The 14124-nt window shown below is 47.5% G+C and carries 15 protein-coding genes; 12 read left to right on the plus strand and 3 right to left on the minus strand.

What is annotated here, in order from left to right:
• Nucleotides 1-27 precede the first annotated feature (27 nt).
• The 7 genes from ccsB (at nt 28) to DT065_RS18705 (ending at nt 7647) form a co-directional block, all read left to right on the plus strand.
• A complete protein-coding gene (ccsB, locus tag DT065_RS01665; RefSeq protein ID WP_114370295.1) occupies nt 28-1221 on the plus strand; it encodes a c-type cytochrome biogenesis protein CcsB in 1194 nt (397 codons plus the stop codon).
• 65 nt (nt 1222-1286) lie between these two features.
• The gene (locus DT065_RS01670) at nt 1287-2012 is read left to right on the plus strand and encodes a response regulator transcription factor (protein WP_114370296.1); all 726 of its coding nucleotides are present in this window, start codon (nt 1287-1289) and stop codon (nt 2010-2012) included.
• Nucleotides 2009-3781, plus strand: coding sequence for an ATP-binding protein (locus tag DT065_RS01675; RefSeq protein WP_114370298.1), 1773 nt, complete (start codon nt 2009-2011; stop codon nt 3779-3781). Before DT065_RS01670 ends, DT065_RS01675 begins: the two co-directional genes overlap by 4 nt.
• A gap of 20 nt (nt 3782-3801) precedes the next feature.
• Nucleotides 3802-4767 (plus strand): ABC transporter substrate-binding protein, encoded by a 966-nt coding sequence (locus DT065_RS01680; RefSeq protein WP_114370299.1) that lies wholly within the window; start codon nt 3802-3804, stop codon nt 4765-4767.
• Nucleotides 4745-5800 carry a FecCD family ABC transporter permease gene (locus DT065_RS01685; RefSeq protein ID WP_114370301.1) on the plus strand — a complete coding sequence of 352 codons (1056 nt, stop codon included), beginning with the start codon at nt 4745-4747 and terminating at the stop codon, nt 5798-5800. The genes DT065_RS01680 and DT065_RS01685 overlap by 23 nt, the downstream gene beginning before the upstream one ends.
• Before the next feature lie 2 nt (nt 5801-5802).
• Entirely contained in the window at nt 5803-7101 is a 1299-nt protein-coding gene (locus tag DT065_RS01690) for an ABC transporter ATP-binding protein (RefSeq protein WP_114370303.1), read from the plus strand.
• A gap of 369 nt (nt 7102-7470) precedes the next feature.
• Nucleotides 7471-7647 (plus strand): hypothetical protein, encoded by a 177-nt coding sequence (locus DT065_RS18705; RefSeq protein ID WP_160112355.1) that lies wholly within the window; start codon nt 7471-7473, stop codon nt 7645-7647.
• Between the two features lie 210 nt (nt 7648-7857).
• Here the strand turns inward: DT065_RS18705 and serA are convergent, their stop codons facing one another.
• Both serA and DT065_RS01700 read right to left on the minus strand, forming a co-directional pair.
• Nucleotides 7858-9462, minus strand: coding sequence for a phosphoglycerate dehydrogenase (serA, locus tag DT065_RS01695; protein ID WP_114370304.1), 1605 nt, complete (start codon nt 9460-9462; stop codon nt 7858-7860).
• An 86-nt stretch (nt 9463-9548) separates the two neighbouring features.
• Entirely contained in the window at nt 9549-9815 is a 267-nt protein-coding gene (locus DT065_RS01700; protein WP_114370306.1) for a ferredoxin, read from the minus strand.
• A gap of 209 nt (nt 9816-10024) precedes the next feature.
• Between DT065_RS01700 and DT065_RS01705 the strand changes: the two genes are divergently transcribed.
• Both DT065_RS01705 and DT065_RS01710 read left to right on the plus strand, forming a co-directional pair.
• Nucleotides 10025-10288 carry a hypothetical protein gene (locus DT065_RS01705; RefSeq protein WP_114370308.1) on the plus strand — a complete coding sequence of 88 codons (264 nt, stop codon included), beginning with the start codon at nt 10025-10027 and terminating at the stop codon, nt 10286-10288.
• A gap of 119 nt (nt 10289-10407) precedes the next feature.
• Nucleotides 10408-10842 (plus strand): DUF2663 family protein, encoded by a 435-nt coding sequence (locus tag DT065_RS01710; protein ID WP_160112356.1) that lies wholly within the window; start codon nt 10408-10410, stop codon nt 10840-10842.
• 78 nt (nt 10843-10920) lie between these two features.
• Here the strand turns inward: DT065_RS01710 and DT065_RS01715 are convergent, their stop codons facing one another.
• Nucleotides 10921-11130, minus strand: coding sequence for a hypothetical protein (locus DT065_RS01715; RefSeq protein ID WP_114370312.1), 210 nt, complete (start codon nt 11128-11130; stop codon nt 10921-10923).
• 108 nt (nt 11131-11238) lie between these two features.
• On the opposite strand from DT065_RS01715, the gene DT065_RS01720 reads away from it, so the two are divergent.
• The 3 genes from DT065_RS01720 (at nt 11239) to DT065_RS01730 (ending at nt 14099) form a co-directional block, all read left to right on the plus strand.
• The gene (locus tag DT065_RS01720; protein WP_114370314.1) at nt 11239-11925 is read left to right on the plus strand and encodes an SIR2 family NAD-dependent protein deacylase; all 687 of its coding nucleotides are present in this window, start codon (nt 11239-11241) and stop codon (nt 11923-11925) included.
• Between the two features lie 197 nt (nt 11926-12122).
• Nucleotides 12123-12734: a genetic competence negative regulator gene (locus DT065_RS01725; RefSeq protein WP_114370316.1), complete on the plus strand. Its 612-nt coding sequence runs from the start codon at nt 12123-12125 to the stop codon at nt 12732-12734.
• A gap of 96 nt (nt 12735-12830) precedes the next feature.
• A complete protein-coding gene (locus DT065_RS01730) occupies nt 12831-14099 on the plus strand; it encodes a Glu/Leu/Phe/Val family dehydrogenase (RefSeq protein WP_160112357.1) in 1269 nt (422 codons plus the stop codon).
• Nucleotides 14100-14124 lie beyond the last annotated feature (25 nt).

A 14124-nucleotide genomic window follows, 5' to 3' on the forward strand; every position in this document is an offset into this window, starting at 1 on the left:
GGGTCGTTACTTAGGAGGTAAATAAAGATGGAGCAATTGAGCATGAATCTGCTCGGCGCGGCATTTTTCCTTTATTTGGCAGCCACCATTTTCTATGCCGTGTCTGTTACGGGGAAAAAATGGCGAGATAAACAAGGACAGATGACTGGCAACAACTGGGGGTTATTAGGTTATATTTCGTCTATCATAGGCGTTGTATCTGCCTTGGGGTATTTCTTTACCCGTTGGGCAGTTGCCGGGCATGCTCCGGTAAGTAATATGTTTGAGTATACGGCGTTTTTTGCGATTACCCTCAGCCTTGCATTTGTGATATTATATGGCATTTACAGAGTAAATGTCCTTGGCTTGATCACGATGCCGATTGTGATGCTTTTGATCGCCTATGCAGCTGTGTTTTCAACGGAAGTGCAACCGTTACAGCCCTCTTTGCAATCCCATTGGCTGGAAATTCACGTGATTACCACGGCTATCGGTCAAGGGATTCTCGCCGTCAGTTTTGGAGCAGGTTTAATTTATCTGCTGCGAACGATTGATTTAAAGCGAAAGGGAATGACGAAACGAACGTTTGGCGTGGAATTCATTATGTATACGTTAATGAGCGCGCTTGCGTTTATCCTCGTTACCAACGCTTTTGGGGCTTTCGATTATGAAGCGAACTTTGCCTATATTGATGAGAATGGCGAACCGGCGGAAAAGCTTTATGAACTACCTCCTCTTTTTGGACCGAATGAAGGGGAGCTGCTGACCGAAGATCGGATGGAACCTTGGTTCGAGATGCCTGATTGGATTGTGAGTGAGGATCTGAACACAGTTGTATGGGCGTTTGGAACTGGCTTGATCCTCTATGCACTCGTGCGTCTCACTACCCGCAGGCGTGTGGGCGCCCTGTTGCAGCCGCTGTTTAAGAGCGTCAAGCCGCAAACGGTGGATGAAATTAGTTACCGTGCCATCGCGATTGGATTTCCCGTCTTTGCGCTTGGGGGACTCGTATTCGCGATGATCTATGCCCAAATTGCCTGGACAAGGTTTTGGGGCTGGGATCCGAAGGAAGTATGGGCACTCGTTACGTTTCTGTTCTATGCCGCCTATCTTCATTTACGATTGAACAGGAACTGGCACGGAGAACCTTCCGCGTGGCTGGCGGTCATCGGGTTCGCGATTATTATATTCAACTTGATTTTCGTAAACCTTGTCATCGCGGGTCTACATTCGTATGCTTAGAAAAGGGAGGGGCCTTCGATGGATGGCCTCTCTGCATTTAACATCAACGGAAAGGGGCACTGGCAATGGAAGAAACAACCGAAAGAATCCTTGTCGTAGACGATGAAGCTCGCATTCGCCGATTGCTGCGTATGTATTTGGAACGGGAAAACTACCAAGTCGAGGAAGCGGAGAACGGGGAACTGGCCCTTGAAATGGCAAAAGAAACGGATTATGACCTTATTTTGCTCGATTTAATGATGCCCGGCATGGACGGGATCGAAGTGCTCCAAGAACTTCGGAAAATAAAGGCGACGCCGGTTGCCATTTTAACGGCAAAAGGGGAGGAATCCGAACGCGTGCAAGGATTTGAAGAGGGGACCGATGACTATATTGTAAAACCTTTCAACCCGCGGGAAGTCATCTTGCGCGTAAAGGCCTTGTTGCGTCGTGCATCAACAACGGCTTATTTGCACACGGACACACAAGCAAAAAATATCCTGGCTTTCGATCATATCACCATTGATCATGATGCCCACCGTGTGACTGTTGACGAGGAAGAGGTACTTTTGACTCCGAAAGAGTATGAGTTGCTGCATTATCTCGCCAGCAGCCCTGATAAAGTTTTTTCCCGAGAACAGCTGTTAAAAGACGTATGGGAATACGAGTTTTTTGGCGACCTTCGCACGGTCGATACCCATGTGAAACGCTTGCGCGAAAAATTGAATAACATTTCGACGGAAGCAGGCGAAATGATCACGACAGTTTGGGGAATCGGTTATAAATTTGAAAACAGCACGAGCGCTAAATGATTTGGAGAAGTGTGGTTGGTAAGCTTTGGCTTACCATTTTACTCTTGGTAACGGCTGTGCTGATTATTTTAGTGGTACTATTGGATCAGTTTTTCGAAAACATGCATCTGAATCAAATTGAAGATGAATTAAGAAGCCATAACTCATTTATCATCACCCTCATGGAAGAAGACGGTGAGGCACTCGATAACATGAACACCGTGCAACAACTCACAGAGACGTCCGGAATACAAGCGATTATCTTCCGCAACGAAATGCCCTATTGGAATTCGTTTCAAGGCTCCGAGGATGAAATAGTCATTCCTCCGTTGCAATTGGCCGAAATCGACGAAATAGCGTCGGCGTTGGAAGAGGAAGAGGCTATCACAACTCAATTGATTTATGAAGATGCCGATGAAGAAGAGATGGATTTTATCGTCGTGGCGGCTCCCTTTCAAATGACAGATGGAGCAGATTATTCATTGCTGTTATACCAATCGCTCGGTGTAATGGAAGAAACAACGCAAGAAACACGAAGGCTGATTATTCTGGCGGGCGGGATTGGTTTCACGTTAACAACGTTTTTTGCTTTTTTTCTGTCATCAAGAGTGACTGCTCCATTGCGTAAGATGCGGCAGTCCGCCCTCGAAGTTGCGAAAGGGAACTTCGACACGCCTGTTCCGATGATGACAAGAGATGAAATCGGCCTTTTGGCCATTGCCTTTAACCGTATGCGCCGTCAGCTAAACAATAATTACGAAGCACTGAATCGTGAAAAAGAACAGCTTTCCAGAATATTAAGCAGCATGGTCGACGGCGTTATTACGTTGAACCGCCAAGGCAATTTGTTGGTGAGCAATCCTCCGGCGGATCAATTTTTACAAAGCCATCGCTATGAACAAGATGGGGAAACGATCGGGGAGCGCATCCCCGAGGAAATAAAGGCGTTGTTTCAGACGGTTGTGAGTACCGAAGAGGATCAAACAACCGAAGTTTATGTACAGGGTAGAACGTTTGGGGTGTTGATGAGCCCATTGTATCATGACAAGTTTGTCCGTGGAGTCGTGGCTGTTATCCGAGATATGACGGAAGAGCGGCAAAACGATAAGTTACGGAAAGACTTTATTGCCAATGTCTCCCATGAGTTGCGTACACCGATCGCGATGTTACAAGGGTACAGCGAGGCAATGATCGATGATGTCGCCCAAAGCCGTGAAGAAGAAAAAGAGATGTCTCAAATCATCTACGATGAATCCCTTCGTATGGGGCGGCTCGTCAATGAACTGTTGGATATGGCACGCATGGAATCCGGGCAATTGACGATGTTAATGGATCGGGTCGACTTGTTTGCTCTTTCCGAAAAGGTTTTTCGCAAATTTAAACCGATGGCTGAAGATGCAAATGTCAAACTCTATTACGAGACTTTTGGAACAGATCCATGGGTGGATGCAGATGCTGACCGGATTGAGCAGGTGATGACCAACTTGCTCCACAATGCGCTTCGCCATACGAGCCATGAAGGTAGCGTAACGTTACATGTGATTGCCCAAGAAGAAGGAATAAAGATGGAAGTATTGGATACGGGCGCAGGCATTCCTGAAAATGACATACCTTTTGTGTTCGAACGTTTCTATAAAGGGGACAAGGCACGGACAAGAGACAATAATAAGGGTGGGACCGGCCTGGGGCTTGCCATTGTAAAAAATATCATCGACAATCACGGCGGCAAGTTATCGGTGCAAAGCAAGATCGATAAAGGTTCGACATTTACGGTCTTTTTATATCGATAAAGGGAAGGTTGCGACTCATAATGGTTAGGGGGCATGTACCTATCGTTCGCTCGTTTACATTTATGCTGTTGCTGTTGATCCTGACAGCTTGTGGATCCGAAGAATTAGAAAATCAACCGACGTCCGAGGGATCAAGCGCTCCTGACACCGGGCATTACCCGATAGAGGCTGAGGGTGCTGATGGAAACGCTGTCGAGATAATAGAAGAACCGGATCGCATCGTGAGCTTGATGCCGAGCAATACCGAGATTGTTTTTGCGTTGGAGCAAGGCGATGCGCTCGTTGGTGTAACGGATATTGACGATTATCCCGAAGAGGCAGAAGAAATCGAAGCGGTTGGGTCAGGTTTAGGTTTCGATGTGGAACGTGTCCTTGCCCTTGAACCTGACCTTGTTTTGGATCATGCATCCAGCGGTGATGCGTCCAGCGAAGGTATACAACAGTTGGAGAACGCTGGTATTGACGTATTAACCGTCGCCAACCCACAATCTTTGGAGGAGGCTTATGGCGTGATCGAAGATGTGGGCACGGTCGTTAATCGTGAAGCGAAAGCCGAAGCCATCGTCGAAGATATTGAAAGTGAAGTCGGTGACATCCAAGATGTCACCGGCGACCTCCCGGAAGAGGAGCAAAAGCGGGTATGGATCGAAGTGTCGAGCGACCCGGACCTTTATACGACGGGGAGCCATACGTTTATGGATGATATGGTAACAGCTGTTGGCGCAAGAAACGCAGCGGAAGACAGCGAAGGCTGGGTCGCGTATACGGAGGAAGAAGCGGTTGCATTGGATCCGGATGTGATCATTACGACTTATGGGGATGAAGAAACGATCATGGAAAGAGAGGGTTGGCAGGAAGTGACGGCGGTTCAAGACGAGGCTGTCTATCGTCTGGACGGTGATATCTTGTCCAGGCCCGGCCCTAGAATCGCTGAAGGGTTGCGCACACTTGCCAGACACATTTATGAAGACGAGTGGCCAGACTGAACGTCAGCAAACACCACGTACCCTGTATGCCATTGCGGTTCTCTTTCCGGCAGGAATGATCGTTCTCGGCATACTTGCCGGCAGTCAAACGATCGCCCCTTATGAAGTGCTCATGATTTTAGGGGGGTCTTTGTTTGGGCAGGAGCCTGCAGCGATAGATGCAATCCAATCACAAATTGTGATGGATATTCGCCTTCCCCGAACGCTCCTTGCTTTTTTTGTCGGAGCCGCTTTATCGGTCGCGGGTGCAGCATTTCAAGGGTTCTTGCGCAATCCCCTGGCCGATCCATACACACTCGGCGTCTCTTCAGGGGCTGCCCTCGGAGCAGTCATCGTCATTTTTTTCCAAGTTACGATCCCTTTTTTGGGAGATTTCACCTTACCCGTGATAAGCATTGGAAGCGCGCTTGTGACGCTCATTATTTTATTATCTTTTACGAGGGCGATGCGCCGTTCGTTATCGGCAGAAACGATCATTTTAATCGGTATTATTATTAGTGCCTTCTTCGGCGCGTTTTTATCATTATTGATCGCCCTTTCCGGGGAAGAACTGAGGCAAGCCGTCCAGTGGCTGTTGGGCAGCGTCGGTATGCGCGGCTGGAATTATGTGCAGTTAATGATCCCTTTTTTCTTTTTCGGTGGATTGGTGCTGATGACCCAATTAAAAGAGTTGAATGCTTTTTCATTCGGGCTGGATTTTGCCCGTAACGTGGGGGTCAGTGTGAACAGAAGCGGTGTTCTGATATTGACGGCCGCGGCCGTTTTAACGGGTGCGGCCGTTTCTGTTGCCGGGACGATTGGTTTTGTGGGACTTGTCGTCCCGCACTTTGTACGAATATTGACAGGCCCTGACCATCGTCATCTTTTGCCGGTATCGATGTTCATCGGTGGTGGGTTTTTAATCGCGGCAGATATCTGCGCCCGTCTCGCACTTGCACCCATGGAGTTGCCCCTCGGGGTCATAACCGCACTCGTTGGCGCTCCGATCTTTGCCTATTTACTCATAAGGCAACAACGTGTGTATGGAGGATAATAATGCTAAAAGCAAAACATATGACGGGGGGTTACGGACCCTGGGCCGTCGTTCAGGACGTTTCGTTTGGAATTAACGAAGGGGAGATGCTCGGGATTATTGGCCCGAACGGAAGCGGAAAATCAACGTTACTGCAACTTTGTGCCGGTGCTTTGCCATTAATGGGCGGGGAGGTGTGGCTTCGCGGGCATCGTTTGCATACTTACAAAGACAAGGAACGGGCGCGGCTGTTAGCTGTTGTAACACAGCAGGCCTATGTTTATTTTTCATACACGGTGCGAGAATTTGTGAGTTTAGGCCGTTATCCGCACACACGCCGGTGGTTATCTGTTTTTAATGATACGGATGAAGTAGCGATCGCGCAGGCCATGGCTGAGATGGATGTCGATCTTTACCGAAATCAATCGCTACATACTTTGAGCGACGGTGAACGTCAGCGCGTCTATCTTGCTCGGGCACTTGCCCAGCGTCCGGCAGTGATTTTATTGGATGAGCCGACGAATCATTTGGATATAGCCTATCAAATGAAATTTATGGATGCCTTAAAAAAATGGAGCGATACGAAAGGCGGTGCTGTTGGGATCGTCTTTCATGATCTGAATTTGGCCTCTCTCTATTGCGATCGGGTTCTTCTTTTGGGGGAAGGGGAGCTTAAGGCTTGGGGCGAACCGGGAGAGGTGTTGTCGGCTGAACGCATCCAAGTGCATTATGGGGCTCAAGTAAGCAACGTCAAACATCCGGCTATGCCAAAACAACAACTATTGCTCTCCCCCGGCATTCCGATGGGAAAGCAGGCCGGCGGAAATCCTCAAGTTTGGGTCGAGGGCATTGAGGCCATTATCGACCTCCCAACACTTTTTCACGTGTTTTCCAGTCAAACCTTGACGCCTACATGGAAAAAACAAATAAAAGTTTCTCTTCCAAGTGAAGGTCTCGATACCAAAGCTTCCGGTCCTTTTATAATGGATCGTTCCTTTGATTGGCAGCCGGTAGCAGGTATGAGGCTTAAAAAGGTTGAAGATATTAATGGGGAGAAAATCATCGTGGGAGTAACGCTACATGCGAATCGGAATGTAGACGTTCTTGCCATTTTGTTTTCCAACCTCCGGGATAAAGCCTTGGCTAATTTACTGATGGGGCTCACAAAACAATTGGCTGTTTTTTTACATTCGGAGCTCGAACTGGGAGCTTTAACAATTGGCAGTCTTCCACAAGGAGAGGCATATAAAACGGAGAAAGCTCATCAATTTATAAGTGCCGAACTGCAGAAGCTGTTACGGGAGGTTGATTCAGGAAAATGATGAGTGATGAAATATACCGAGGCAGCGAGTGGTTGCGGGGAAGCATGTCCCCAATTCATTTCTGCTTCGGCAACTCCCCAGGTCGGGGCTATCTTATCAGCCATTTAGTCGCCATCTCGTCGGTGGTGTCGCCAAAAACTGGAGAAATGCTTAAAATTAGTCGCCACCGAACGGCGCCCGCTACCAGTAGGAAAAACACCGCTCATACATACGTTGACTGACAAAAGACCATATGAGAGAAAGCGTTCGAATCATTGGATCGTCATAAAAACCCCTTTGCCTTTAAACGGCAAGTTGTTGACGTTCTAAATGCTTGCTTTGTGACATAGGTTTAAAATGGTGAGGATGGAAAGTGAGGGTGCACGCTGAATGATCCTTGACTATGCAAAACGTATCGCCGTTGTTTTCCTATTTTCATTCGTTTTATTTCTAATCATGAATGGACTAACCATTGCTATCTCAGGTTTTGAAGCCAGTGGGGCGGTCGCCGGTCCGGTCATGCATGATGCATTAGTGCTTATGGTGAATAATGGTTACAGGATTTAAAAAATTGCGCATCATACGGCCAAATAAAGCTTCCGGCCCCCCCGAACTAGCCCGCATAACCGCATCAAGCACCCCAATAGAAAAAGTCCGCAAAGGCGCATCACACGAACAGCAAAGTATTTTTTCACGCAAAACATATCCGAAAGGGACGGCGATAAATGAACGTGGGCACTCACGACTAAAAAAGCCGCCTCTAACGGGCGGCTTACTCTACTTATGAAACTCAATCGCGTCGGCAGCGTGAATTTCTTCGACGGCAGTGAGGTCATTGATAACCGAATCGGAAACTTCCTTGTCTACGGCAAGCATCATGATGGCCTCTCCCCCCTCTTCTTTTCTCCCCACTTGCATTTTTGCGATATTCACGTCGTGGCGACCAAGCAATTGTCCCATTTTGCCAATGACACCCGGCTGGTCGCTGTGGCGAATATAGATCAAATGGCCGGTTGGAATCAAGTCCACGTTAAATTCATTGATTTTTATGATACGGGGACCGTAGGCATCGATATACGTTCCTTGTACGATGAAATCACCATTATCTCCGCTTATATGGGCTTCAACGAGATTCGCATACCCATAAGATTCGGATGTATGAGCCTGGCTATAGGTAATGCCCCGTTCTTCTGCAATGACACCGGCATTAACGACATTTACCGGGGCAGCGATCCGCGGAGACAGAAATCCGGCCATGAAGCTACGGGAGAGGACAGTTGTCTCTTCATGGGCGATCGCTCCGCTAAAGGAAACATCGATATGCTGGACGGCCGATTTGACACATTGGCTGACAAAATAGCCCATTGTACTCGTCAACTCATAATACGGGCGGATTTTTTCATATAGTTCTTCCGATATCGCCGGCAAATTAATGGAGTGGGGCGCAGGTGCGCCGTTTAACACTTGGATCACTTCCTCGGCCACCTGAACGGCCACGCTTTCTTGCGCTTCCAATGTTGATGCGGCAATATGTGGGGTGGCGATGACTTGCGGCATGTCAATCAGGTTGTAATTGTCTGCAGGTTCATGCTCGAAAACATCGAGCGCGGCGCCGGCAACATGGCCACTATCCAGTGCTTCTTTTAAAGCCGCTTCATTAACGATACCCCCGCGTGCGCAATTTAATATGAAAACACCGGGTTTTGTTTTGGCAAGGTTCTCTTTTCCGAGAAGGTCCTCTGTTTCTTTTGTAAGTGGCGTGTGGACGGTAATGATGTCGGCTGTCTGTAAAAGTTCTTCCAGCTTCAGGAGTTTAACGCCAATTTTTTGAGCGCGTTCCGCGGTTAGAAACGGATCGAAAACGGCGGTGTTCATTTGGAATGCGGCGGCGCGATTGGCAAGCTCTGTGCCAATGCGGCCCAACCCGATGATGCCCAAGGTTTTGCCGCGAAGCTCTGTCCCCTGGAAAGCTTTTCGATTCCATTCATGGTTTTTTAACGAGGAATAGGCTTGCGGGATATTCCGTACTAAAGCCATCATCATCGCGAAGGTATGTTCAGTCGTTGAGATTGTGTTCCCATCCGGCGCGTTAATGACAATGACGCCGTGTTTTGTGGCTGCATCAAGATCGATATTATCGATTCCGACCCCGGCCCTGGCCACGATTTTCAGTTCAGGCATTTGTTCAAGCAGGGAGGCATCTACTTGTGTGGCACTTCGTACGAGTAAAGCGGAAAAGCGGGATAAATCGTCGACCTCATTCGGTTTCCCTTGCACGACTTCAATGTTTTCGTTCTTTATCAATGGCAACAAACCGTCTTCATTCATCGTGTCGGCGACGAGTACAGCGTAGCTCGTCTCTACATCAGCTTTTACAATCAATTTCTACAACTCCTCTTTTTTAGCGCTTTGCCATATCAAAGCGTAGCGTATGTAAAAATCCCCCGGTTGCGGGGGGCGTCTTCCCATCAAGTCGTTGTTCTGTCTTTTTCAAACGCTAATGGGTTGCCGTGAAATGCTTCACTTGCGACTTTAATGGAATCCGATGGGCATTCCTCAAAGGCGTCTTGCAAATCTTCTTGGAGCGCGGCGGGAACTTTGCTCGTCCCCTGATTGCGATCAAGGATCCCCTCGGCCACCCCTTCTTCATCAAAATCAAACAAATCGGGAGCAGACACACTGCAGGTGCCACAAGCAATGCACGTATTTTTATCCACGATCGTATACATCTCCATGCCCTTGCCTCCGCTTAAGTTCAATAAATTTCTTTGTCTATCATTGTATGTCTTGATAGTGTTTTTTGCAACAAGAAGTTGCATCAACCGCGTGGCATAACGTGATAAATGGTACAACTTTGAATCTATGAAAAGATGGTCGTTTTCTGTTGTCAAAATTCGATTGTTCGGTTAATGTACAATTATAGGAAACCAGGAGTGAGCATTGCATGATGACAGAAGAGCAAAATCGAAACGAACATTATGCGAGTCAACACAGTGGGGAAGAATCACCTTCGCCTCTGCCTTCAAGATTAGATACACACGGCACGCGGAAGAAAAGCAAAAACAATGAGGATGAGACCGAATCAAACGAGGAAAATCATGCTGTGGCCAGGAAAGATTATCAAAAAAGCCCCTTGATTGCCCGGGTCCTCTTGTCCTTGTTCATCGTACTCGTTGCCGCCATTTTGTGGATGGCCTTTTTTTCCTAGAAGAGGTTCGTGCGACCCGTCAATGTTGGAGGCGTGTCCCACTGCCCGCCCCTACCCTCCAGAATGGCATGAATGCCGGCGGTGAAACGAGCATATATTTCTCCAATGGGGGTGTATGTATGGCTGCTGTTTACAAAGAAGCGTATATGACACCGATTGGAGAGCGTCTCATTCGAGAACTAATTGAAAGAAAAAAAGAAGAAAAAAAGAGAGAACGATCAGTCACCTTCGCTGCTTGGATCGCTACGGCAGCGTTTGCTCTTATGTTGTTGTTATTGTTTTCCATGGAGGAATCAAACGTAGGACCTGCAATCATGCCATTTTTTCGTTCCGATTATGGGCTAACGCTTGTGGCATTATGTACCGGAGCTTCGGCCTTTCTTATTATCGAAAAGAAAAAACGCGACAAAGCGGAGAAAGAATACACCGAACTAAGAAAGGAAGTTGTCGATCGTTACGAGGAGATTTGGAATACAGAGCAATTGCGGGCGTATAGCTATCCATTGTTCGAATGGTTGGAGCGGGAACATGATGTTAATTTATACCATCAATAAGGGCAACAAAAGCAGGAAAGAATGGATGAGAGCCATTTGTATGGAGCCATCCATTCTTTTTTTATACTATCCTCTCATTTACCGGCCCCAACGTTCCATCAAGGTTGGGTGGGAAGCTTCGTGTGTTAAAGGATCGGCAATCATGAGACCGATAAAACAGAGAATGACGCCGAGCGTCATAAAAATAAAGGGCAGCACGAGCTTTTTTTTCAAATAGAGTAAAAGCAGCAACAAAAAAAAGCCGGCTCCGAAACAGAAAGCACCTAAAATGAATACAATATAGTCCATATTACACCTCATTGACGCGATAATCATGTATACTATCATTATAAACAAAACGAAATGCGCTTGCCATTGAAATTCATGGCAATTTGTCGAAAACGGAGGTAGTTTGTAATGGTTGAACATCCGAAACGATTGGCCATTTTAACCGGTGCAGGTATGTCTACGGAAAGCGGCGTCCCCGATTTCCGCTCACAAACCGGATTGTGGGCGAACCATGACCCGATGCAGACGGCGACGGTCCAAGTCCTTGAAGATCAATATGATACCTTTCACGCTTTTTACGGCAACCGTCTGGAACGCCTACAGGCGATCGAGCCGCACAACGGGCACGCCATTATTACGGAATGGCAAAAGAAGGGAATTGTTTCCGTCATTGCTACTCAAAATGTCGATCAATTACATCAAGAGAGCGGGAGTGAAAACGTTGCGGAATTGCACGGGAATCTGAGAGAATATAAGTGTCACGACTGCCGCGAGGAAGTAAAACAGAAAGATTTTATTGCGAAAAAGCATTGCCATCGTTGCGGGGGCAAACTTCGTCCGAACATTGTATTATTCGGCGAGCAGTTACCGATGCAAACGTGGGAATATGCGGCCAAGTGCATAAGGGAATCAGACGTATTGGTCGTTATTGGGACAAGCTTACAAGTAGCCCCCGTCAACCAATTACCGGAACTGGCACCTAATGAGCGCATTTACATTAATGAAGAAATAGATACGCCCATTCCGTTCACGCGAACGATCCAAGCAAAAGCAGGAGAAGGGCTGCAACGCTTATCCAAAGAGTGGCATATATAAAGGAGGTCGGCTGAAATCGCTGCTTCTCCCCTCTGCCTGAAAACAGCGGGCTTTCCCTTACCTGCTATACATATGTAGTGCCCTTTTCTTTTGTCGAAAAGGGCAAGTAACTTGCGCTTTTAAAGAACGAGAATAAGACCTGTTGAATAACTTATAAAAAAGGCCGGATAAGGCTAGGTCCAAAAGGAGGGGCGGTTATGCGCCTGGAACGGATCGCCGCTAATAAAATTAAAGTGTTTCTAACCTTTGATGATTTAAAAGAACGCGGGTTAACGAAAGATGATTTATGGATGGATCGCCCTCGTGTCCATCAACTATTTCGTGATCTTGTAATGGAAGCGGACGCTTCACTTGGATTTAAAGCCGACGGAACACTGTCTGTCGAAGTGTTTGCCTTGCCTGCACAAGGCATGGTCATTCATATTTCCAAGACGGAAAATGAACATGAAGAGGACGACATGATTGAAATGGACATTACCATAGATGAACGGCAGGATTTATTTTACAAATTCCATGATTTCGAGGACATTTTGCAACTCGTTGCTTTATTAACGCGCATTGGAGTTAAAAACGGTTCGCTCATGTCCATGGATGGACAATATTATCTGTGCTTCCCGATGAGCACACGCCATTTTTTAGGGTATGACCGCCTGGTCGCTCTCATCTCCGAGTTTGGAGAAGCATGCCCGTATTCGCCCGCTGTCGTTAAAGAACACGGGTCCCTGCTTATAGAAAAAGAAGCGGTAGCTGTATTGGCGCGTGCGTTTGCGTTTGGCACCGGATCTGTGGAAAACGAAGCCGATTTTTAATATAGTTGAAATGGACGGATCTTTGCGAAAGTGATAGGAATTGGAATGGTGGATTCTTCACTCCCCACTCCAATGAGCCACACGGAGGTGACCCTGATGGGGGAGGAATCGGCCGACAAAGAAAATAATCATCATCGTTTAACAATGATGCAAGCGTTCATGGCATCAGCGTTGAAAAAATGGGGATATGCACCTCAAGTTTATGAATTGCTAAAGGAACCGCTACGGACACTTACCGTTCGGATTCCCATAAAACTGGATAGCGGAGTGACCAAAACCTTCACCGGTTTTTGTGTCCAACATAGCGATGCAACCGGGCCGGGGATCGGCGGGGTAAAGTTCCACCCGGAAGTGACGGAAAAAGATGTTCAGGCACAAGCGATTTGGACGTCATTGCAAGCAGGGGTGCTCGACATTCCTTACGGGGGAGCCAGCGGCGCGATCGTGTGCAACCCAAAAGAGTTGTCCTTTCGGGAATTTGAAGCATTGAGCCGTGGGTACATTCGTGCATTGATCTCTTTTATCGGACCGAAAAAAGAGTTCATTGCGCCCGAGGCCGTGCCCAATACCCAAATCATGGCCTGGATGCTTGATGAATCCAGCAAGGTAAAAACGAATGAGTCCCCCGGCTTTGTTCGCGGGGAACTGCTGGGATTAGGTGGATCGTTTGGCCGGGAAGCAGCTGTCGGCATAGGTATCACCATTGCGGCCAAATCAGGTGCCAAACGCGTGAAATTGCCGTTGGAAAAGGCCGGAGCCATTATCCATGGATTCGGAAATGTAGGGACGTATGTAGCGAAAACATTAAACGCTGCCGGAGCAAAAATTGTTGGCATTTCCGATGGCCACGGCGCACTTTACGATCCAGACGGGCTCGATGTAGAGGACCTGATGGATCGTCGCGATAGCTTTGGTATGGTCACCAACCTTTTTAAAAAATCAATTTCCAAAAATGAACTACTTGCCGAGGATTGCGATATTATCGTTGATTCTTCCAGAAGTCCATACGTACGAACGGCGCGGGACGTTGAACCCATTCAAGCCGACATTTATATTGAGGTCGGAATGGAAAAGATATCGGCAGAAGCAAGCGCCCGTTTGCACCAACGTGGGACATGCGTGATTCCGGGTCTATGGACGAGTGCCGCCGGCCCTGCATTGTCATATTTGAAAGGCATCCAAAATAACCAAGGCTATGCTTGGACGGAAGAAGAAGTGAAGAACAAATTGGAAGAGAAGCTGAAAGAAGCATTGACTTCAATGGTAGACATTGCTCACAGCCATCGTGTGACTATGCACGAAGCCGCCCATATGATCGGCATTCAAAAATTAGTGAACGCAAGTCGTTTGCGCGGATGGATATAAAGTGAAATTTCCATCAAGGGGCGGT

The sequence above is a fragment of the Salicibibacter kimchii genome, from assembly GCF_003336365.1.
GTDB lineage: Bacteria > Bacillota > Bacilli > Bacillales > Marinococcaceae > Salicibibacter > Salicibibacter kimchii.